The organism is Candidatus Palauibacter australiensis, from assembly GCA_026705295.1.
Taxonomy (GTDB): Bacteria; Gemmatimonadota; Gemmatimonadetes; order Palauibacterales; family Palauibacteraceae; genus Palauibacter; species Palauibacter australiensis.
Window position 1 is genome coordinate 1 of record JAPPBA010000081.1, and the last position, 20,969, is coordinate 20,969.

At 71.0% G+C, this 20,969-nt stretch carries 19 protein-coding genes; 2 read left to right on the plus strand and 17 right to left on the minus strand.

All coding sequences use genetic code 11. The features are described from left to right. From OXN85_06355 to OXN85_06435, 17 genes are all read right to left on the minus strand, one after another. On the minus strand, positions 1-696 hold a 696-nt coding region (locus tag OXN85_06355; protein MCY3599573.1), incomplete at its 3' end, for a hypothetical protein. Next, positions 693-1,712 carry a lysylphosphatidylglycerol synthase transmembrane domain-containing protein gene (locus OXN85_06360; GenBank protein MCY3599574.1) on the minus strand — a complete coding sequence of 340 codons (1,020 nt, stop codon included), beginning with the start codon at positions 1,710-1,712 and terminating at the stop codon, positions 693-695. The genes OXN85_06360 and OXN85_06355, both read right to left, overlap by 4 nt. Continuing rightward, entirely contained in the window at positions 1,709-2,464 is a 756-nt protein-coding gene (locus OXN85_06365; GenBank protein ID MCY3599575.1) for a pyridoxine 5'-phosphate synthase, read from the minus strand. Before OXN85_06365 ends, OXN85_06360 begins: the two co-directional genes overlap by 4 nt. Before the next feature lie 51 nt (positions 2,465-2,515). Then, positions 2,516-3,802 carry a GTPase HflX gene (gene hflX, locus OXN85_06370; protein ID MCY3599576.1) on the minus strand — a complete coding sequence of 429 codons (1,287 nt, stop codon included), beginning with the start codon at positions 3,800-3,802 and terminating at the stop codon, positions 2,516-2,518. Beyond that, complete coding sequence (locus tag OXN85_06375) at positions 3,799-5,298, minus strand: replication-associated recombination protein A (GenBank protein MCY3599577.1); 1,500 nt, start codon at positions 5,296-5,298, stop codon at positions 3,799-3,801. The genes hflX and OXN85_06375 overlap by 4 nt, the downstream gene beginning before the upstream one ends. Next, a complete protein-coding gene (locus tag OXN85_06380; GenBank protein ID MCY3599578.1) occupies positions 5,295-6,674 on the minus strand; it encodes a hypothetical protein in 1,380 nt (459 codons plus the stop codon). The genes OXN85_06375 and OXN85_06380 overlap by 4 nt, the downstream gene beginning before the upstream one ends. Positions 6,675-6,681: 7 nt before the next feature. Continuing rightward, positions 6,682-7,464 (minus strand): SDR family NAD(P)-dependent oxidoreductase, encoded by a 783-nt coding sequence (locus tag OXN85_06385; GenBank protein ID MCY3599579.1) that lies wholly within the window; start codon positions 7,462-7,464, stop codon positions 6,682-6,684. A 4-nt stretch (positions 7,465-7,468) separates the two neighbouring features. Continuing rightward, entirely contained in the window at positions 7,469-7,828 is a 360-nt protein-coding gene (locus tag OXN85_06390) for a hypothetical protein (GenBank protein ID MCY3599580.1), read from the minus strand. 1 nt (position 7,829) lies between these two features. Then, positions 7,830-10,511 (minus strand): alanine--tRNA ligase, encoded by a 2,682-nt coding sequence (gene alaS, locus OXN85_06395; protein ID MCY3599581.1) that lies wholly within the window; start codon positions 10,509-10,511, stop codon positions 7,830-7,832. Next, positions 10,508-11,098 (minus strand): regulatory protein RecX, encoded by a 591-nt coding sequence (locus OXN85_06400; protein MCY3599582.1) that lies wholly within the window; start codon positions 11,096-11,098, stop codon positions 10,508-10,510. Before OXN85_06400 ends, alaS begins: the two co-directional genes overlap by 4 nt. Positions 11,099-11,181: 83 nt before the next feature. After that, positions 11,182-12,270: a recombinase RecA gene (gene recA / locus OXN85_06405; GenBank protein ID MCY3599583.1), complete on the minus strand. Its 1,089-nt coding sequence runs from the start codon at positions 12,268-12,270 to the stop codon at positions 11,182-11,184. A 214-nt stretch (positions 12,271-12,484) separates the two neighbouring features. Continuing rightward, on the minus strand, positions 12,485-13,024 hold the full coding sequence (locus OXN85_06410) for a hypothetical protein (protein MCY3599584.1): 540 nt from the start codon (positions 13,022-13,024) through the stop codon (positions 12,485-12,487). Between the two features lie 155 nt (positions 13,025-13,179). Next, a complete protein-coding gene (locus OXN85_06415; protein MCY3599585.1) occupies positions 13,180-13,566 on the minus strand; it encodes a hypothetical protein in 387 nt (128 codons plus the stop codon). After that, positions 13,563-14,060 carry a TIGR00725 family protein gene (locus OXN85_06420; protein ID MCY3599586.1) on the minus strand — a complete coding sequence of 166 codons (498 nt, stop codon included), beginning with the start codon at positions 14,058-14,060 and terminating at the stop codon, positions 13,563-13,565. The genes OXN85_06415 and OXN85_06420 overlap by 4 nt, the downstream gene beginning before the upstream one ends. 2 nt (positions 14,061-14,062) lie before the next feature. Beyond that, positions 14,063-14,497 carry a D-aminoacyl-tRNA deacylase gene (gene dtd / locus OXN85_06425; protein MCY3599587.1) on the minus strand — a complete coding sequence of 145 codons (435 nt, stop codon included), beginning with the start codon at positions 14,495-14,497 and terminating at the stop codon, positions 14,063-14,065. Positions 14,498-15,331: 834 nt separating this feature from the next. After that, complete coding sequence (locus OXN85_06430) at positions 15,332-15,634, minus strand: hypothetical protein (GenBank protein MCY3599588.1); 303 nt, start codon at positions 15,632-15,634, stop codon at positions 15,332-15,334. Positions 15,635-15,741: 107 nt separating this feature from the next. Continuing rightward, complete coding sequence (locus OXN85_06435; protein ID MCY3599589.1) at positions 15,742-17,823, minus strand: AAA domain-containing protein; 2,082 nt, start codon at positions 17,821-17,823, stop codon at positions 15,742-15,744. Between OXN85_06435 and OXN85_06440 the strand changes: the two genes are divergently transcribed. Together OXN85_06440 and OXN85_06445 are read left to right on the plus strand one after the other, a co-directional pair. Further along, the gene (locus OXN85_06440; GenBank protein ID MCY3599590.1) at positions 17,822-19,300 is read left to right on the plus strand and encodes a pyridoxal-dependent decarboxylase; all 1,479 of its coding nucleotides are present in this window, start codon (positions 17,822-17,824) and stop codon (positions 19,298-19,300) included. The two genes, OXN85_06435 and OXN85_06440, sit on opposite strands and share 2 nt — an antisense overlap. Continuing rightward, a complete protein-coding gene (locus OXN85_06445) occupies positions 19,297-20,013 on the plus strand; it encodes a thioredoxin domain-containing protein (GenBank protein MCY3599591.1) in 717 nt (238 codons plus the stop codon). The genes OXN85_06440 and OXN85_06445 overlap by 4 nt, the downstream gene beginning before the upstream one ends. Positions 20,014-20,969 lie beyond the last annotated feature (956 nt).

Genomic DNA, 20,969 nt, shown 5'->3' on the forward strand with positions numbered 1-20,969 from the left:
CGCCAGCCGCGTCGCGCCGGGCAGCACGGAGGCGGCGCCGGCGTCCTGGGCCGTTCGCCCGAGCCAGTCGTACGCCTCGGGCGTGGAAACGTGGATCCCGGGGCAGACGAGCAGCGCGGGACGGGAGCGCGGCGGGCGGAGCGGCAGGAGCCGGCGGCCGCGCTCCCAGCCCAGCGCCATCGGCACGCCGAGGAGCGCGAAGGGCACGTCGCTGCCGATCTCGCCGGCGAGTTCGACGAGTTCGCTTTCGTCGAGGCGGGGCCAGCGGTCGGCGAGCAGGCGCAGCGTCGCGCCCGCGTCCGCGCTCCCGCCGCCGAGCCCGCTCCCCATGGGGATCCGTTTCGTCAGGCGGATGTGCACCGCGCGGCGCCCCCGATGCCCGAACGCGCGGGCCAGGAAACGCTCCGCCGCCTGCCAGCACAGGTTTTCGGGACCATCCGGGACGCCATCGGCGAGCGGCCCATCGACGGAGAGGGTGATGCCCGCCTCGGGCCCGGACGCGGAGAGGGTCACCGTGTCGGACAGGCTCGTGCGGGCGAGCAGGGTCTCGACGCCGTGAAATCCCGTTTCGTCCCGGGCGAACACGCGCAGGCGCAGGTTGACCTTGGCGTGCGCTTCGGCCGTCCGGATCTCCGCGGCGGCCGTCGCGCGGGTCTCGCCCGCGGCCGTCGCGCCGGTCTCGGCGGCGGGCGTCACGCCGACGTCTCCGGCGGGGGCGCCTCGCTCCGTCCGAAGTCGCGGCGGCTGATCCCGAGGCGCCGCATGTACCAGATCCCCAGCACGGTGATGGGCAGGAAGGTGAGGATGTGGTAGCCCGCGGCGAAGCTGATGATTCTCGCGGGCTCGATCTGGTGGAGTTCGAGCGCGACGCGGGCGGCCGCCTCGAACGGTCCGAAGAACCCCGGCGTGGACGGGATCGCGACGGCGAAGCTGATCGTCGTCTGGAGGACGAGCGCGCCGAGGAACCCGGGCCCGACAATGCCGAAGGCGAGAAACCCGAGGTAGAACGAGACGGCGTTCCAGGCCCAGACGGCGAACGACCACAGCATCGCGCGGGCGAAGACGTGCGCGTGGCGCAACGCCCCGAGGCCGTCCACGAACGCGGAGAGCACGTCCATGACGCGGTCCGCGACGCGGTCCGGCGCGACCCGGCGGGACCACCTGGCCGCCAGCCGGAGGAAGCGGTCCGGCGAGCGGACGAGGAGGGCGAGCGCGAGCAGACTCGCGGAGACGAGGACGACCCCCAGGGTGAACAGATCCCGCAGCGTCCCGGAGGCGGCTTCGTCGACCCCGACGATGAAGAAGGCGGGGACGAGGAACACCATGAGCACGATCGCGTCGAGCAGGCGCTCCACGACGAGCGAGGCGAGGGCGGCGCTCAGGGGCACCGGCGTGATCCGCGACAGCGAGTAGGCGCGGACGAACTCTCCGAGCCGGCCCGGCAGGACGTTGTTCGCCATGAAGCCGATGCACACGGCCGCGTAGCGCGAACCGAACGGCAGGCTTCCGTTCGAGGCGCGAAGCAGGATCTCCCACCGTATCGCGCGCAGGTTGAAGGTGAGCGTGGCCACGACCGTCGCGGCGATCAGCAGCCAGACGTTCGCCTCGCCCAGATGTCTCAGGAGTTCGGCCGCCGAGACGCCCCGCAGCGCCCAGACAAGGAGCGCGACGGAGACGAGTACGCCGATGAGGACGGTGAGACGGCCTCTCACGCGCGCGCCTCGCGCACGAGTTCCGACATCTCGAGCACCGCGCGCTCGATCCCCACGAGCACGGAGCGGCTCACGATCGAGTGGCCGATGTTGAGTTCCTCGCACTCCGGGATCGCCGCCACCGGCTGCACGTTCTCGTAGGTGAGCCCGTGGCCGGCGTGTACGGCGAGGCCGGCGGCATCGGCTCGGATCGCCGCACCCTCCAGCCGCTCGAGTTCGCGGTCGGCGCTCGCCTGATCGGGCGCGTTGGCGTATTCGCCGGTGTGAAGTTCGATCGCCGCCGCCCCGGCCTCGGCCGAAGCGTCGACGGAGGCGGGATCGGGGTCAATGAAGAGCGACGTGCGGATCCCGGCGTCCTGGAGCCTCGCCACGGCGGCGGCGATGCGGGCCGGATCGACCGACAGGTCCAGCCCGCCTTCCGTCGTCAGTTCCTCCCTCTTCTCGGGGACGAGCGTGGCCTGAGCCGGGCGCCAGCGTTCGGCGAGGGCGAGCACCTGCTCCTCGGCCGCGAGCTCGAGGTTGACGAAGGTGCGGACGGTCGCCAGCAGCAGTTCCACATCGCGGTCCTGGATGTGCCGGCGGTCCTCGCGGAGGTGCACGGTGATGCCGTTCGCGCCCCCGAGTTCGGCGAGGACGGCGGCCCGCACCGGGTCGGGTTCGTCCGTGCCGCGCGCCTGACGGACGGTCGCCACGTGATCGATGTTCACGCAGAGCCGGCACTCGACCAGGTGCGAGAAGCTGCTGTTCGCCATGATGTGCTCCGTTTTCGGTTCGACGGTTCGACGGTTCGACGGTCCGCCGCCTCAGGCGGCGTCGGCCCGCTCCACGACCAGGCCGCTGTCGCGCCAGCGGCCGGCCACCCCGGCGGGCACGCGGGCCACGATGACCACGCACCCGGCTTCGTACGCCCGCTCCAGCACCTCGCCCTCCCGGTACGCCTCGGCCAGCCGCGCGCCGTCCCCGGCGGGCAGACTCACCCGCACCGTCTCGAGGCGGGCCCGCATCGCGGCCTGAAGGGCCTCGCGCAACGGCGTCAGCCCACCCCGCTCCACGACGGAGGTCAGCACGTGCGGCCGGCCGTCCGCCGCGGCGCGCTCGCGCAGCGCCCGCTCCTCCTCGTGCGTGAGCCGGTCGATCTTGTTGAAGACCTCGATCACGGGGCGGTCCGCCGCGCCGGCCTCCGCCAGCACCTCCTCCACGGCCTCGCGCTGCTCGTCCCGGCTCGGCGACGAGGCGTCGATCACGTGCAGCAGGAGGTCCGCCTCGGCGAGTTCCTCCATCGTCGCCCGGAAGGACGCCACGAGATGGTGCGGCAGCTTTCGGATGAACCCGACCGTGTCGGTGAGGAGGATCGGGCCCGGACCTTCGAGATCGCAAACCCGGGTCGCGGAGTCTACCGTCGCGAACAGCCGGTCCTCCACGAAGACGTCGGAGCCCGAGAGCGCGCGCAGGACGGAGGATTTGCCCGCGTTCGTATAGCCCGTGAGCGCCACGGTGAACTGCTCGCTCCTGGCTCGGCGCTGCGTGACCCGCGCCCGCGCGATGTGGTCGAGCTTGCGCCGCAGCCGAGCCAGGCGCCGGTCGATGAGCCGGCGGTCGGTCTCGATCTGCTGCTCACCGGGCCCGCGCGCGCCGATGCCTCCGCCCTCCCGCGAGAGGTGGGTCCACATCCGCTTCAACCGCGTCCGCAGGTACTGAAGCTGGGCCAGTTCGACCTGGAGCTTCGCTTCCGACGTCCGGGCCCGGAGCGCGAAGATGTCGAGGATGAGTTCGGTGCGGTCGAGCGCGCGCACGCCGAGCGCCGCTTCCAGGTTCGCCCCCTGCGCCGGCGTGAGTTCCTCGTCGAAGATGGCGAGCGTCGCGTCGTGCTCCCGGAGCGCCTGCCCGAGGCGGTCGACCTTCCCCTTGCCGATGAAGGTCGAGGCGTTCGGCCTGCGCAGACGCTGGACGACCGCGCCCCGGACGTCGGCCCCCGCCGTCCCGGCGAGGCGGGCGAGTTCCTCGAGGTGTTCGTCTACCGTCTCCTGCGGCATGTCGGGCGGCGGCGCGCCCACGAGCACCGCGCGCTCCGCCACCCGATCCGACGTCACTCTGTCGATCGCTTCTCCTCCATGGTCTCGGCGCCGGTTTCGGGGCCCGACTCGGCCCCCGACTCTGCCCCCGGCTCTTCCGCGGGGCCCGCTTCCGCCGCCGCCCGCGCCCGGCTGCCGCGAATCGCTTCGAGCCGGCGCCTCGCCTCCGCCTCCCAGCCGCGCGCCACCGGATCGTACCAGCGGCTTCCGCGCAGCACCTCCGGAAGGTAGGACTGGGCCGCCACGCCGTCTTCCTCGTCGTGATCGTAGCGATACCCCGATCCGTACCCGAGTTCCTTCATGAGCCGCGTGGGCGAGTTCCGGATATGGAACGGGACGGGCTCGGCGGGCGTTTCGCGCGCGGCGCGCGCGGCGCCGCCGAACGCCCGGTAGACCGCATTCGATTTCGGGGCGATGGCGAGGTAGGTCACCGCCTGGGCCAGGGCCAGGTCTCCCTCGGGGCTGCCGAGAAAGTGGTACGCGTCCCGCGCCGCGATCGTGACCGCGAGCGCGCCGGGATCCGCGAGTCCGACATCCTCGGCGGCCATGCGCACGATGCGCCGGGCCAGGTACATGGGGTCTTCCCCGCCGTCCAGCATCCGCGCGAGCCAGTAGAGCGCGGCATCGGCGTCCGAACCGCGCACGGCCTTGTGCAGGGCGGAGATGAGGTTGAAGTGCTCCTCGCCCGACTTGTCGTAGCGCGCGAACCGTTTCTGCAGCGCCGCCGCCACGTGATCCACGGAGATCGAGGGGACGCCGTCCACGCCGGCCAGGTCCGCCGCCGTCTCGAGCGCGTTGAGGGCGCGGCGGGCATCCCCGTCCGACTCGGTCCCGAGCCGGGCCAGGGCGTCCTCGTCGATGGCGAGGCCGGTGGCTCCGAGTCCACGCTCCCCGTCCCGCAACGCGCGGGCGCAGATCTCCGCGACATCTTCCGCCGCCAGCGGCTCGAGGACGAAGACGCGGGTGCGCGAAAGGAGCGGGCCGATGACCTCGAAGCTGGGGTTCTCCGTCGTGGCCCCGATGAGGGTGACGGCGCCGCGCTCGACGTGCGGGAGGAGGGCGTCCTGCTGCGCCCGGTTGAAGCGGTGGATCTCATCGACGAAGAGGACGGTGCCGCGGCGGGTGGCGGCGCGGCGCGCCTTCGCCTCTTCCAGGATGCGGCGGACGCGGGGGATCCCGTCGGTCACGGCGGAGAAGGGGACGAACGCGGCTTCCATCCGGCCGGCCAGCATCCCGGCGAGGGTCGTCTTACCCGTTCCCGGCGGACCCCAGAAGATGAGGCTCGGGACGCGGCCGCTCTCGATGAGCTGGCGCAGCGGCCGGTTCTCGCCGACGAGCTTCGGCTGGCCGACGAACTCCTCGAGCGTCCGCGGCCGCATGCGGGCGGCGAGCGGCGCGTCGGCCAGGCCGGCATCCCGGGCCCCGTCGGCTCCCGGCCCGCCGGCGTCCGGGGGCTCGGCGCGCGGTTCGGCGCGCGGTTCCATGCCGGCGAACAGGCTCGGCTCGTCAGTCATCGGCAGTCATCGGCGCCGGGCAGCCCGTTGCCGGCGGCGGGCGTGTCGCGCGGGCGCGAGGCATCGGCGAGCGAGCCGATCTCGATCAGCCGGCGCGCCTCTTCGAGCAGGGGCGCGCGCTCGTTGCGGCCGGGGTCCTCGATGACCTGTTCGAGCAACTCCTCCAGCAGCAGCCGGACGAGCGGACCCGGCGACATGCCGAGCGCGAGGAGGTCGTCTCCCTTGACCGCGAGACCCGCCAAGTCGAGCGCCGGGTCCCGCTCGCGCTCCTCCCGCACGCGCTCCCGGGTCGCCTCCAGGTAGCGCTCCGCCCGCTTTTCTCCGGCGGCGCGGGCGACGGCGAAGTGCAGTTCGAACAGGTCCTCCCACGCGTCGCCGACCGCCGCGAGCCAGCGCCGGTGCTCCGCCGCCGAATCCAGCGCCCCGATGAAGGGGAGGTACAGCCGGGCGAGCCGCGCGACGTAGCGCCGATCCGCATTGGAGAACTTCAGCCGCGAGAGCAGCGACTCGGCGGCTTCGGCCCGCCCCTCCGGCGTCTCGGACACGCACACGAGCAGGCTCGCAAGCCGCACGTTCGCGGCCTGCGCCGGGGCCGCATCGACGGCGCCGAGCGCGGATCGCCACACGTCGCCGTCCGCCGCGAGCCCGAGCAACTCCGGGTACCAGTGGCCCAGCGCCCCGCAGTCCGCGTACAGCTCCAGCGCGGCCGAAGGCTTCGGGTTCGCCATGACCTTGAGCAGCTCCTCCCGCACGCGCTCGGCCGACAGCCCGGACAGGCCGCCCACCGCCTCCCGCATCGCTTCGTCGGTGCGCGCCTCCACGGCCCACTCGAAACGTCCCGCGAACCGGAAGCCGCGCAGGACGCGCAGGTAATCCTCGCGGAAGCGCGCCTCGGGCTCTCCCACGGCGCGCAGGATCCCGTCTTCGATGTCCTCCGCGCCGCCCCACGAGTCGCGCACCTCGCCGGAGGCGGGCCGCCAGGCGATCGCGTTCGCCGTGAAGTCCCGGCGGCTCAGGTCCTCCTCGATGGAATCGGCGAAGGCCACCCGCGCGTGGCGCCCGTCCGTCTCGACGTCGCGCCGGAAGGTCGTCACCTCGTACCCGTCGTCCCCGTCGAGAACCTTCACGGTCCCGTGCGACACGCCGACCGGGACGGTCCGCGGGAAGAGGCGCATGACGTCATCGGGCCGCGCGTCCGTCGTCAGATCCTCCCAATCCGGCTCGGGCAGGTCGGGCGTGCCCCCGATCTGGGAGACGTAGGCGTCGCGGATCGCGCCGCCCACGGCCCAGGCCTCGAAACCCGCGGCCTCGAGCCGGTCCGCGGTGCGGGAGAACCCGGGCGGCGGGGAGAATCGGCCCGGATCGATCGCGCTCACGGCATTCTCAGCCGCACAGCACGCTGCCGCCGTTCACGTTGAGGATCTCGCCCGTGATGTGCCGGGCCGCGTCGGAGAGCAGGAAGCAGATGGGGCCGGCGATGTCTTCGGCCGTCGCCACGCGCCGGAGCGGGATGAGGGCCAGCGCTGCGCGCCCGGCCTCGCCCTGAAGCGCCGGCGAAGACATGTCCGTGTCGACCCAGCCCGGGGCGACGGCGTTCACGTTGATCGACCGCGGGCCGAGTTCGGTCGCGACCGATTTGCAGAACGCGTTGATCGCCCCCTTGGACGCGGCGTAGTGGCTGTGCTCCGCCTCGCCCCGCTGGGACGCCGTGGAGGAGACGAGGACGATCCTCCCATCCGCCCCCAGGCGAACCGCCGCCTCGCGCGTGCTCGCGTAGATCGACGTGAGGTTCGTCTCGATCATGCGTCGCCACTCGTCCGCCTCGAGCGACTCGATGGGCCGCGCGTCCACGTTCCAGATGCCGGCGTTGCCCACGAACCCGTCCAGTCCGCCGAACTCGGCGTCCGCGCGCTCGAACAGGGTCCGGCACTCGGCGGGCTCGGCCAGATCCGCGCCGGCGCACCAGTGGCGCCCGTCCGGGGCGAGCGCGTACGCCTCCTCGACCGCCCGCCGCGCCTCGGCCTCCGCCCGATGGTAGGCGACGCCGACGGACGCGCCCGACGCCGCGAGGCCCTGTACGGTGGCGCGCCCGATCCCGCGTGAACCTCCGGTGACGAGCACGCGCTTGCCCGCGAGACCGGGCAACCCCGGCGCCGTCGATATCATTCCGTCATCTCCTCCTCGTTGAATCGTTGTTGAATCGTTTGCCGATCAGCCCGTGCGGACCCACTCTCTCGGCGAGTCGGCTTGCCCGCGCGGCGCTTCCCCCAAGGGCCGGATCCGCGGCCGCCTCAAGCGCGTAGGTGAGGATCGCGTCCGCGGCGAGAAGCGTCACCGCCTCGGCGCGGGCCGCCTCGCCTTCCGCCGCGTCCGCCAGTGCATCGAGCGCCGCATGGACGAGTCCATCCTCGCCCTCCGCCAGATGCCCCCGAACCAGCGGCCACACCGCTTCCGCCAGCTCCGGCGGCGCGCTCTCGAGGCGTCCCGCGAGCCAGGTCTCGAGCGTGAGGGGGCCGGGTTCGGCCGGCACGTCAGCCACCGGAGAGGGCGGGCACCCGCTCGACAGCCCAGGCCCGGGCCGCGCCGAGCCCGTCTTCCGTTCGCGACGGGTCGCCCACCCCCCCCTGTGCGAAGCGCGCGCCGCCGCCGCCGCCGGAACCCGTGGCCCGGCTCGACACGCGGACGAGGTCTCCCGCCTTCACGCCGAGCCGGATGAGATCGTCCGACACGACGGAGATGAACGCGTGGCGGTCCTCGTCCGAGAACACGACGTGGACGACGGCGGCGCCCGACCCCATCCCGCCGCGCAGGCGGTCGCCGAGCGCGCCGAGGTCCGTGCCCGCGGGCACCTCCAGGCGCCCCGACACGAAGCGGGCCCCGTTCGCGTCCCCCGCACCCGCCGCGCTCGCGCCGGCGAGCAGCGTCTCCAACTGTCGCTCCGCCGCATCTCCCCGCTGACCCCGAACCTCCTCGGCAAGCGCATCGCGTTCCTCGAGCAGCCGGTCCATGCGGGCCGCCAGGTCCGCCGGCTGGCAGCGCAACCGCGCGGCGAGTTCGGCGAGGAGCCGGTCCCGCTCCAGTTCGCGCCGGTAGGCCCCCTGCCCCGTCACCGCTTCAATGCGCCGGATCCCCGCCGCGACCCCCGTCTCGGACACGATCCGGAACGTCCCGACCTGACCCGTAGTACGGACGTGCGTGCCGCCGCACAGCTCCAGGCTGAGGCCCGGAACCTCGATCACGCGCACGATGTCCCCGTACTTCTCTCCGAACAGGGCCATGGCCCCGGCCGCGATCGCCTCGTCGTAGTCTCGCTGCGACGCGTCGACGTCGTGGTTGCCGAGGATCGCCTCCGTCACCTCCGCCTCGATGTCCGCCCGTTCCTCCGGCGTCAGCGGACCCCGGTGGCTGAAATCGAAGCGCAGCCGGTCCGGGGCCACGAGCGAGCCGGCCTGCTGCACGTGCTCGCCCAGCCGGTTGCGGAGCGCGGCGTGCAGCAGGTGCGTCGCCGTGTGATTCCGCTCCGTGTCGCGCCGCGACGGGTCCACCTGCGCGAGCACCGTGTCCTCGACCCCCTCGGCTTCGGACAGGGAGCCCTCCGCGAGCGCGCCCGCGACGAGGGTCTGGCCGCCGTCGTCCCAGACTTCCGAGATGTCGACCGCCCAACCGTCACCCGCGACGCGCCCGGTATCGGACACCTGCCCGCCGCTCTCCAGGTAGAAGGGATTCCGCTCGAGCAGGAACGCGTGGCGCCCGTCCGACGCCCAGCGGCGGCAGTCCGTTTCGATTTCGAGGTCCCCGTATCCCACGAATTCCTGCTTTGCATCCCCGCTGGACGGGATGACCGTTAGACCACCCCCGAACCCAACGGCGGCGGTGACCCCGCCCTTCAATTCGACGACGTTGCGCGAACGGGCGCGCTGGGCTTCGAGCGCCTCGTTGAAGCCGGGCCAGTCCACGCCGTAGCCGCGTTCGCGGGCGATGAGGCCGGTGAGGTCCTCGGGGATGCCGTACGTGTCCTTCAGCTTGAACGCGACGTCGCCCGCCACCGTGCCCGAGCCTCCCTCCGGCATCGCGCGGTCGATCTCGCGCATGCCGCCCTCGATGGTCGAGAGGAAGAGTTCCTCCTCCGCCCGCGTCGTGGAGAGGAGGTGCTCCCGCCGCGCCTCCAGCTCCGGGAAGGTGGCCGACATGCGGTCCGCCACGACGCCCACGAGGTCGTGCAGGAGCGGGTCGCGCCGGCCCAGCAGCCAGTAGTGCCGGACCGCCCGGCGCAGGATCCGGCGCAGCACGTATCCCCGCTTCTCGTTCGAGGGGAAGACGCCATCGGCGAGCAGAAACGCCACGGCCCGGGCGTGATCCGCCAGGACGCGGAAGGCGACGCCGTCCTCCCAGTCCTCGGGCGCCCGCGAGTACTCGATCCCGAGCCCCTCCTCCGCCGCCTCGATGATCGGGAGGAAGAGGTCCGTGTGGTAGTTCGTTCCCACGCCCTGCAGCAGCGCCGCGATCCGCTCGAGTCCGGCGCCCGTGTCGATCGAAGGCGCGGGGAGCGGCGTGTCCGTCCCATCCGGCGCGCGGTCGAACTGCATGAAGACGAGGTTCCAGAACTCGATGATCTGGTCCGCCTCGCCCGCCGCCTCGAACTGCGCGTCGGTGATGCGGTCGTCGCGCTCCGTCCGCAGGTCGTAGTGCAGTTCCGAGCAGGGGCCGCACGGACCCGTGTCGCCCATCTGCCAGAAGTTGTCCTTGTCCCCCATGCGCCGGATCCGCGACTCCGGGATCGAGGTCCGCTTCAGCCAGAGGTCGAAGGCGTCATCGTCGTCGTGGTGGACCGTGGCCCACAGGCGGCCGGGCTCCAGCCCGAGATCCTCCGTCACCCACTCCCAGCCGAAGTCGATCGCGTCGCGCTTGAAGTAGTCGCCGAAGGAGAAGTTCCCGAGCATCTCGAAGAAGGTGTGGTGGCGCGCGGTGCGCCCCACTTCCTCGAGGTCGTTGTGCTTGCCGCTCACGCGGAGGCACTTCTGGGACGTGACGGCGCGGGGGGGACTCGGGCGCTCCGTTTCTCCCGTGAAGATGCCCTTGAACTGCACCATCCCGGCGTTCGTGAACATGAGGGTCGGGTCATCCGCAGGGACGAGCGGGCCGCTGGGCCGATGCTCGTGCCCCTGCCGCTCGAAGTAGGAGATGAAACTCCGCCGGAGTTCGTCGGCCTTCATCGTGGTTCCGCCTCAGCCTGCCAGTTGACCTCGATCCAGGCGCGAATGCGACTCGCGTCGAACCCGCGCCGGGCCAGGTAGTCGAACAGCCGCCGACGCGCCTTCGACGGGTCCGCCCCGGTCAGCCGCCGTGCCCGGGCCGTCGCAACGCGCTGCAGCAGCGCCTCTTCCGTCGCGCCCTCCTCCGCCATCGCTTCGCGGATGCCGCGATCCGCATCCTCCCGCGACACGCCCCGGGCGAGAAGGTCGGACTGCATGCGACGGGTTCCACAGGGCCGGAGCCGGATGCGATCCCGTGCGAAGCTGGCAGCGAACTGCGCGTCGTCGAGATACCCCAGCGCCGCGAGACGTTCCAGTGCGTGCTGAATCGCCGCCGGGTCGATCCGGTCCCGCCGCAGCCGACGCTCCGTTTCCCGGCGACTCCTCGGGCGCACGGAAAGGTAGCGCAGCCCGACGAACATCGCTTCGGCGCGCCCGCCCGCGGCCTGTACGGCTTCGAGTTCCGCGGATTCGAGCCGGAGCCCGACCTCGAGCCGGAGTCGGTAGGCGTCTTCGTCCGGAAGCCGACAGAGGAAAGCGCCGTCCAACTGGACTTCGGTCCAGCCGGAGCGGCGCTTGACCGGGACGAGGTCGGTGATCTCCCCGGTTGTGTGGCGGTCGTCGCCGGAATTCAGCGGCCGGTGGCCTGCTTCGAGGACGGCCGGGAGTTCTTCGCCTCCGCCGCGCCCGCTCCCGCCGCGGCCTCGGCCGCGTCAGGGTCCGGGATCGTCATCCCGAGTTCTTCGCGGATCCGGGCCTCGATCTCCTCCGCGATGTCCGGGTTCTCCCGCAGGAAGGTCTTCGAGTTCTCGCGCCCCTGCCCGAGCCGGACATCGCCGCCGTACGAGTACCAGGCGCCCGCCCGGTTCACGATGCCGATGCTCTCGCCCATGTCGACGAGCAGGCCCTCCCGGCTCACGCCCTGGTTGAACATGATGTCGAACTCGGCCTGCTTGAACGGCGGCGCGCACTTGTTCTTGACCACCTTAACGCGGGTCCGGCTCCCGACGAGGTTGTTCCCCTCCTTGATGGAGGCGATCCGGCGGATGTCGAGTCGGAGCGAGGAGTAGAACTTCAGCGCCCGGCCACCCGTCGTGGTCTCGGGATTCCCGTACATGACGCCGATCTTTTCCCGAATCTGGTTCGTGAAGATCACGGCGGTGTTCGAGCGCCCGATCGCGCCCGTCAGCTTGCGGAGGGCCTGCGACATCAGCCGCGCCTGAAGGCCGACGTGCGAATCCCCCATCTCGCCCTCGATCTCGGCCCGCGGCACGAGCGCGGCCACCGAGTCCACCACGATGACGTCGAGCGCGCCGGACCGGACGAGCACCTCGGCGATCTCGAGCGCCTGCTCGCCCGTATCGGGCTGCGACACGAGCAGGTTCTCGATGTCGACACCCAGTCTCTGCGCATACCCGACGTCGAGCGCGTGCTCGGCATCGATGAACGCCGCGACGCCGCCGTCCTTCTGCGCGTTCGCGATGACGTGGAGGGTGAGCGTGGTCTTACCCGACGATTCGGGACCGAAGATCTCGGTCACGCGCGACCTCGGAATGCCGCCGATCCCGGTGCTGTGGTCCAGGTTGATCGCCCCCGTTGAAATGGCCGGGATCCGCACCCGCGCCCCTTCGGTTCCGAGCCGCATGATGGCTCCCTTGCCGTGGGCCCGTTCGATCTGGTTGAGGGCCACGGACAACGCCTTCTTCTGTTCCCGATCCATCTCCACACCCATTTCACGCTCTCCCGATTTCCGAGGGGCCCGCCGGGCCGATGACGGGGATTCGATCACCCGCCGCGGCGGAGGTTGACAATACCACGCCGGACGACCTTTCGCAATTTCTTCGGTTTTGCTCCGACCGTGCAATCCGGCCGTCCAAAACCAGGATGGAACAACGCCTCAACGGGCTATGAAATGGCCCTTGGAGGGATGTGAGTCAGGAGCGGTCGCCGGTCGGATTCGGCCGCGGCGCGAGCCAGCCCTCGATGATTCCTCCCTGCGGGTCGCTGGCGTCGCGACCGCCGGGCAGGATTTCCATGATGCGGTCGAGGCGGTTCTCGACACGGGTCAACCGCCCGTCGAGGCGGGCCTCAGTCTCCCTGATGTCGGCACTCAGACGGGATTCGACGGCGGCGATCTCCCTCTTCAGGCGGACCTCCATCGCAGCCATGTTGCCCTCCACCCCGGTAATCCTCTCCTCCAGGCGGGCCTCCACGGCAGCAATTCTCCCGTCCAGACGGACCTCGACCGCGGCGACGTCTCCCTTCAAGTCTTTCCTGAAGCCGTCGAGCATCATCCACGTCAAGGTGAAGCACGCGATCAGGACCCCGACGGTGGCCGCGTTCGGGTTCCGCAGCATACGCAGTGCGGACCCGCTGGCGTTCTTCGGTTCGGGAACCCTGGGCTCAAGGGTCCGAGGGTCGTCGGGAGAACCTATCTTCCACCTCCGCCATCCGGGGTCGCGTGCCTGCCACAAGGTGTACGTCCGTGATGATCCGGGACAAGATCATCGCGGTCTCATCTGCGGCCCTGCGCGTTGCGGGACCCATGGCTCCGATGAGTCGCCAAGTGGCCGATGCTATGTAACATAGGTGGTGGTGGGCGGGCTCGCTTGAAGCTGTGGGGGGCGCGTCAGGCGCGGGGGGCGAGGTCGATTCCGCAGGTGGGACAGAAGGCTTCGCCGCCGACCAGGACTTCGGGGCATGCCGGGCATGTCCGGGGGGATGCCGCGGGCTCCCGGGGCTCCGGGGCGGGAGCTTCCGCGGATCCCCGGGCGGCGGCGTCCCGGGCATCGAGGGCCGCGCGCTCCAGGCGGGCCCGCGTGGCTCGGTATTCTTCTTCCTGGACCTTGCCCGTCCGGTACTCCAGCTCGAGGTCCCGCAGCGCCTCGATGGCGGCGTCGCGGCGCTCCGCGGCGCCCAGCGCGGCGCCCGTGTCTTCGCCGGACCGGATCGCGGCCCAGATGATCGTGGCCAGCAGCACCGCGAGGATGACCCCGAAGAGGATGAATCCCGTCACTCGTCCACCTCCCGTGGCGGACTTCCCTCCCGTCGCGCCGCCGCGAGTTCGAGGGCCCGCGCCGCCGCCTCCGCCGCGTCCTCGGCCGTCTCGTCGACCACATCCTCCGGCAGCGATGCCGCGAGCCCGATCACGGGGACGCCGAACTTTCGGCAGAAGGCCGCCTCGCTGAGCGTGCCCCACTCGCCGGCGATCGCGACCACGGCCTCGGAGGCCCGTGCCACGATGACGTTCCGCGCCTCTCCGAGTCCGGTCGGGACCGGGATCGTGACCCCGTCCGCCGCCGCGCCCGGATCTCCGCCGGGCAGGATCCCCACCACGGTCCCCCCTTCCGAGGAAGCTCCGTCGGCGGCCGCCCGCATGACGCCGCCCATGCCGCCGCACACCACGATGGCCCCGGCGCGGGCGAGGGCCGCCCCGACGGCGTGGGCCAAGCCCGCTTCCGCCGGCGCCGCCGTTCCCGAGCCGATGACCCCGATCCGCAGCGGCCGCACCGTCACCGCTCCAGTTGCAGGGTCACGGGGCCGTCGTTGACCAGTTCCACCTCCATCATCGCGCCGAACTCCCCTTCCGCGACTTCGCCGCCCTTCCGGCACAGCTCCACGAAGCGGTCGTAGAGCGCCCGGGCCTCGTCCGGCCGCGCCGCCCCCGTAAAGGACGGACGCCGGCCCCTCCTCGCATCCCCGTACAGCGTGAACTGGGACACGATGAGAAGCGCACCCCCGACCTCCGTGGCGGAGCGGTTCATGCGGCCCTCGGCGTCCGCGAACAGACGCAGGCCCCACAGCTTGTCCGCCATCCAGGCCATCGTCGCCTCCGAGTCATCCGGCGCGAAACCCGCGAGAACGACGAGCCCGGGGCCGATCGCCCCGACGACCTCGCCTCCGACCCGGACGCGGGCCTGGCTGACTCGTTGAATCACGACTCGCAATTGCGCCGTCCCGTTGCCGACCCCGGCCGTTTCGTGGCAAGCCGGTTTTCCACAGCACATCAAAAGCGGTGAACGACGAAAAGATGCGACAGCGCTCGATCCCGGGCGACTCCGCTGGCGGCCGAGCGGGCGACCGATTTCAAAATCCACGTTATTTGGACAAGATATGGACAGTTTTTGGACATTATTTTTTTGAAAAAATGAGAAGCGCCATCCGAGAACGGCGCGGTCTTCTCCGTCCCGGATAACGCGGCCTCCGCTGCCGGCCGGGATACGATCGGTCGGAGCGCGTGTAGGAGGCGTACGGCGTGTGGACGGCCATGCTCGTTCGGCGTCCGGCAAACGATCCGTGATCGCGGCGAGGGGGCGCCCGGCCGGGTACCCTGGAGATCGCGAACAAGTAGGGGTAGATGTACTCAGCCCCTGGCCACCCGAAGGTGTCAGGGGCTGAGCAAGGAAGCTTGTTTACGGCCAACTACCGCCCGGTCCTGGTAGCTTGCGCGGTCTTCCAGAACCTCGCCGCGAGCCTGGTACCGTCTGTCCGACCAGCTGTGCTCGATCCCTCTTCCCTCGGTCGCCTCGTTCCGTCGCCGGAACTCCGCTCCCTCAGGCCCGGGACTCGCGCCCCGGTTTCGCGATCTCGCGTCGGGCAACTCGCGGTGCGGTCATCGGCCTCGACCTCCGGTCGGTCGGTGCCGCCTCCTTTAGCACGCCCTGATTCTAAAAAGATTTTTTTGGGTCGTCAACCGCGAACCGCCGCGAGTCGTATTTTTTTCAAAAATTCATCGACCGAATGGCCATCCTCCGCAGCGATCCGCAGGAGAAAACCAGATTTTAGCGAGATCCCCACTCCCGCACCCACCCGATCCCCTCGTAGTGAGTCGGCATCTCGCGAGGCGGAGGCTCGGGGAGTTGATACTCCTCACCCTCGAAGGTGAACATGACCCGCACCGATCCCGTGGGCGGGTCAGCCGTCCATACTTCCGTCCGCTGATTCAGAATCTCGCGAGGCACGAATTCGGTGAATGGATCCTCCTGGTCCTCGAGGGGGAACGTAACTCGCATCGACACCGGCGTGCCTTCGGCGTCCGTCAATATCTCCGTCTTGGCTCCCGCCCGTTCGGTGGTGTCGGTCATGTGTTCCTCCCTCGCTCCTCCTGCCGATGAGCCTCAATCCTGGCTCGAAAGTGGTGCGTCGGCACCACCGTTGAAAGGCCCGCTGGAACGCCTCCAACCGGGTTCGGTCAGGTGCCGCTCCAGAGGTCGGTGGGGGTGGCGTCGATGCGGGAGCCGGTTCGTTGGACGTGGGTGAGGAGGCGGTTGAGGAGGGCTTCCGGTGGTAGCGTTCGTCGGAGGCCGGTGACGGTGGCGACGATGACGAGGCGTTCGCGGGCGCGGGAGAGGGCGACGTTGAGGAGGCGGGGGAAGTCGCGGTTCCGGCGCTCGTCGAGGAACCAGGAGCGGCCGGGGGGTGCGTCCACGGTGTCGATGATGACGAGGTGCTTCTCCCGTCCCTGGAAGCGGTGGATCGTGCTCACCTCCAGGTCGGCGGGCGCGGCGCGGCCGAGCCGGCGGCGGATGAGATCGTTCAGGTGGCGGGTCTGGGCGCGGTAGGGGGAGACCACCGCGATGTCCCGGACCCCGTCGCGGGCCGCGGCGCCGAGGAAGTCCGCCACGGCTTCGGCGTGGACGCGGTTCCGACGCGACCCGTCCACGCGTTCGACGCGCGGATCGAGGCCGCTCGTGTCGAGCACGGTGAGGGCGGCCCGCTCCGCAGCGCTCCCCGCCGCACGGCCCGTCGCCTGCCCCGCCCCGCGCTCGGCGACCTCCGGCGCATCCCGGAGCCGTCCGCCGTAGAAAAACTCGCTCACCAGTTCGCGGATGTCGGGCGCCATGCGGTACTGGAGGTCGAGCATCGCGCACAGCCCGTCTTTCGGGGAGGGCAGCCCGCGGCCGGCCCCTGCCCCGCCCCAGGCGCCCGACCCGCCCGCGGCGCCCGGCCCGCCCGCGGCCTCCGCAGGGTCGCCGGCCCCTGCCCCGTCCACGACGCCCGCTTCCCGGAACAGGTCCGTCCGCAGCCAGCGCATGGCCGCCGGGGCCGTGCTCGACACGACCGGGGGGAGCTGCTGGAAGTCGCCGACGGCGATCGCGGGGCCCGCGACCCTCGAGGCGGCGAGCGCCACGTAGGGGAGCGGCGCGGTGCTCGCCTCGTCGATGAGCAGGGACTCGAACCTCAACTCGCGGAGTTCCTCCCGGATCGAGAGCCGCGCGAAGGTCGTGAGGACGATGTCCGCCTCCTCCAGCACCCGTTCCGCCTGGCGGGCGATCTCGAGCATGACGCGGCCCAGGTTGCGCGCGGACTCCGCATCGTTGCGCGAGCGCGCGAGCGAGAGGAGGCGTCCGGCGCGGGCGTAGGGGTTGAGGGCGGGAGCTCCATCGCGCGCGCCCTCCGCCGGGCGAACCCGCAGCCGCCCCTCGTGCTCCGCAAGCGTGCGGTCCACGCCGCCGGCGCCGCCCTCGATCCGCCGCGCCAGCGCCGCCCCCAGGTCGAGGCGCGAGTCGGGCGCGGCGCCGAGGTCGAACCCCACGCGGATGATCCGGTCGCGCGCGAGGAGGTCCGGGTCGGCGATGGCGGCGAGCCGGCGCGCGATCTCGTCCACGGCTCCGTTCGTCGTCGCGGCGACGAGCACCCGGCCGCGGACGGCGAGTTCCAGCGCCGCGCGCGCCACGAGGCGGGACTTCCCGGTCCCCGGCGGGCCCCAGACGAGTTGGGCGCTGCTCCCCAGCACCCGTTCCAGGGCCTCCCGCTGCGGCGCGTTCAGGTCATCCGAGGAGTCCAGGCGCGGCGACTCCCGGCCGAGGCGCGGCGGCAGCCGGCCGAAGGCCCCGAGCACGGTGTCCGGGAAGAAGTCCTCCGGATCCTGCCCCACCTCGGCCAGCCGCGTGGAGAGTTCGCGCAGGAGCCAAGTGGGATCGAACTCGAGTTCGGCCCCGTCGAGGCGTTCGCCGAGCCACTCCGGGCTCACGGCCTGCAGCAGCCCGAGCGTGCGGTCGAAACGGTGGACCACGCCGAGCGCATCCCGCCCGCCGGTGTGGATGCGCACGCGGTCGTCCGCACGGATGTCGTATGTTCCCCCCGCGATCTGGAGGGCGTAGCGGTAGCCGGTCCCCGCCTCTCCCCGCAGGCGTCCGGAGAGCGCCGGAATCGGCCGGTCCAGGCGGCGGCGGGCGAGGTCGGCCGCGACCGCCTCGATCTCCTCCTCGATCGCCACGCGGAGATCCGCCAACAGAAGCCACAGCGACTCGAGGGAGTCAGGAGCCTGCATGCCGGACCATATCGATCGACCGAACCGCGAGGCCGCGGCCGCCGAGACCGCCGGGGACTGGAGCGGAGAGGCGCTGCGCGCGGCGCTCGCACGCGCGGCGGACTGGACCGTCGACTACCGGAAACGCGTCGAGGAACGGCCCGTCCTCTCGGATGTCGCGCCGGGCGACGTGCGACGCGCGCTCGCCAAGGCGCCGCCCCGCGACGCCGAACCCTTCGAGCACGTGCTGGCCGACTTCGACGAGCACATCGTCTCCGGTCTCACCCACTGGAATCATCCGGGTTTCCTCGCCTATTTCTCGAGTTCCACGCGGGCGCCGAGCATCGTGGCGGAACTCCTCGTCGCCGCCGTCGGCGTGAACGCAATGTTGTGGCGAACCTCCCCCGCCGCGACCGAGGTCGAGCGAACCGCGGTGGACTGGCTGCGGCAGGCCGTGGACCTCCCGGAGACCTTCACCGGGCTGATCTTCGACACCGCGTCGACGGCCACCTTCACGGCGCTCCTCGCGGCCCGCGAGCGGGCGGGCGCCCGAGTGCGCGACGACGGACTCCCGGGAGGACCCGCCCTCGCCGTCTACACGTCCGAGCAGTCCCACTCCTCGGTGGAGAAGTCCGCCATCGCCGCCGGACTCGGCCGCGCGTCCGTCCGGCGCATCGCGACCGACGACGCCTTCCGCATGCGCCCGGAGGCGCTGAAGGCCGCCATCGGGGAGGACATCGAGCGGGGGATTCGTCCCGCCATGGTGTGCGCGACGATCGGCACGACCTCGACGGCGAGCGTCGATCCCGTGGCCGAGGTGGCGGCCATCGCCCGCCGGCACGCCCTCTGGCTCCACGTGGATGCCGCCTACGCCGGACCGGCAGCCATGGTCCCCGAACAACGGCCCCTCTTCCGCGGCTGGGAGGCGGCGGATTCCATCGTCCTCAACCCCCACAAGTGGATGGGGACCTCGCTCGACTGTTCCGTGCTCCTCTACCGCGACGCGGATCCCTTCCGGGCCTCGCTCGCCCTCACACCGACCTACCTCGAATCGGAGGACGACGAGACGAACCTCATGGACATCGGCCTCGCGCTCGGCCGCCGCTTCCGCGGGCTCAAGCTGTGGGTGCTGTTCCGGTGCGTGGGGACGGACGGGCTCGCCGAGACGATGCGCCGGCACATCGCGATGGCCGAAGCGGCCGCGGCCCGGCTCGTCGAGGGCGGCGTGTTCGAACTCGCGGCGCCGGTCTCCTTCAGCACGATCTGTTTCCGGGCCGCGCGGGAAGGCGACCCGGTGGGCGAGGAACGGTGGAACCGCGACATCCTCGCCCGGGTTAATGCAGGTGGACGCTCGTTTCTCTCGCACACCGAACTCGACGGGCGTTATACTGTACGGTTGTCCGTCGGGAGCGTTCACACGGAGGAGCGCCACCTCGACGACGCGCTCGAGGCGCTCCATCGGGCCGCCGCCGACCTCTCACCGGGAGAACCGGGTTGAACGCCAGATTCCGTTTCGGATCCATCGGATCCACCGTAGCCTTTGCCGGCCTGCTCTCCGGCATCGTCGTCGTGGTGGCGGGTTGCGCGGCCGAGGCCGAGGCCGGGAGCATGCAGGAGCGCTCCATCGTGCCGCCCGACGCCCAGGTGGCCCGCGAACGCGCGGACCGCAGCCGCATCAAGGGGGAGGAGGGGGCGCCCGTCCGCGTGGTGGAGATCTCCGACTTCCAGTGCCCCTACTGCCGGCAGTTCCACGTGCAGACGCTGGCGAAGATCGACAGCGCCTACATCTCCGAGGGCAAGGTCAGCTACCTGTGGATCGCGTACGCGAACCCCGGGCATGCGGAGGCCTTCGTGTCGACCGAGGCGGCCTACTGCGCCGGGGCCACGGGCAAGTTCTGGCCCATGCACGACATCCTGTTCGAGCGCCAGGACGAGTGGAGCGGCGCCGCCGATCCCTATGAACTGTTCGTCGGGTACGCGGAGGAGATCGGCATCGACCCCGAGTCGTTCGGCTCCTGCGTGCGGAACAGCATGCTCGCCCCGCTCGTGCTCCGCGACTACACCAGCGTCACGCAGGCCGGGATCTCGAGTACCCCCTACTTCATCCTCGGCGACAGCGTGGCCCTTCGCGGCGCCGCCGACTTCGGCACCTTCTCCTCGGCCATCGACACCCTGCTCATCCTGAGAGGCGGCGACACCCAGCCACAGTAGCCGGGCATTCCCCACGCCGCACACCGCCCGCCGCCAAAGGATGAATGAGACCCTTGTGAGCCTCCGGGGTCCTATTGGGGTCTATTAGGGGTCCCATAAGGGTTCTTACTCTGGACGGCTCATGTGAAGGTCGTAACCCAATGGGGTATCGACGGCAATTCCGAGGGCCCGTGGGCGGGGACAGAGCGCGTTTGCGCCTCCGTATCCGGCCAAGCTACCCTGCTTCAAGCAAGATTCAGCAGGCCCCTGCGCGCCGGGTCGAACGTATAACGGTCGGCTATTCAAACGGACGCAGGGGCCGTTTCGTTGGACCTCAAGCCTCGCCCGACGCGAGGACTTGCGGGGACACCCTGGATCGTCCTGAGAGGCGGCGACACCCAGCCGCAGTGGGCGTCGTCGTCGCACCGGATGCCGGTGTCGAGAGGAAGGGAAGAACCCCGCCCGAGGCCTTTCGGCGTGTCGGGCGGGGGGCAAGTTCCGTGTCTGAGTGCGATCATGTGTGAACGGGACGCAGCTGTCAACCACGCTGACACCGTGCAGTAGCCGCAGTCATGCAGTACCCCCGGCAATGAATTGAAGTGAGTCGTCCGTTGGTACGCTCGCGGGCCGCGTTTCATGGCGCTCCGGAGAACCGTCTTCCCTCCTAAACGGTTCGCATGAGTGGAGATGCGCTTCCCATCAACCCCCCGAAATAGGGGGTATGCCCCCCCAAAATTTGGGAGTTGTGGCGCCGGTGATCGGCGCATAAAAAGGACTCCGCAAACACGCGAGTTCCTGATCCGGATCCGGGGGGGTGCGGCGGTGATCGAGTACACCGTGGAAGCGATCGTCGATGGGTGGCGGGCGGCGGGCCGTGTCGGCATGCGGATGAGGCCGGCGGCGCTTGCGCACCTTGTTAAATTGGCAGGCAGGCAGGCAGGCAGGCAGGCAGGCAGGCAGGCAGGCAGGCAGGCAGG

Excerpts from the sequence above, each read along its gene's own strand:
- OXN85_06365 (MCY3599575.1), bottom strand. The coding sequence starts at position 2,464 with ATGGCGAACAGCAGCTTCTCGCACCTGGTCGAGTGCCGGCTCTGCGTG.
- OXN85_06375 (MCY3599577.1), bottom strand. The coding sequence starts at position 5,298 with ATGACTGACGAGCCGAGCCTGTTCGCCGGCATGGAACCGCGCGCCGAA.
- OXN85_06385 (MCY3599579.1), bottom strand. The coding sequence starts at position 7,464 with ATGATATCGACGGCGCCGGGGTTGCCCGGTCTCGCGGGCAAGCGCGTG.
- alaS (MCY3599581.1), bottom strand. The coding sequence starts at position 10,511 with ATGAAGGCCGACGAACTCCGGCGGAGTTTCATCTCCTACTTCGAGCGG.
- recA (MCY3599583.1), bottom strand. The coding sequence starts at position 12,270 with ATGGATCGGGAACAGAAGAAGGCGTTGTCCGTGGCCCTCAACCAGATC.
- OXN85_06430 (MCY3599588.1), bottom strand. The coding sequence starts at position 15,634 with ATGACCGACACCACCGAACGGGCGGGAGCCAAGACGGAGATATTGACG.
- OXN85_06440 (MCY3599590.1), top strand. The coding sequence starts at position 17,822 with ATGCCGGACCATATCGATCGACCGAACCGCGAGGCCGCGGCCGCCGAG.
- OXN85_06435 (MCY3599589.1), bottom strand. The coding sequence starts at position 17,823 with ATGCAGGCTCCTGACTCCCTCGAGTCGCTGTGGCTTCTGTTGGCGGAT.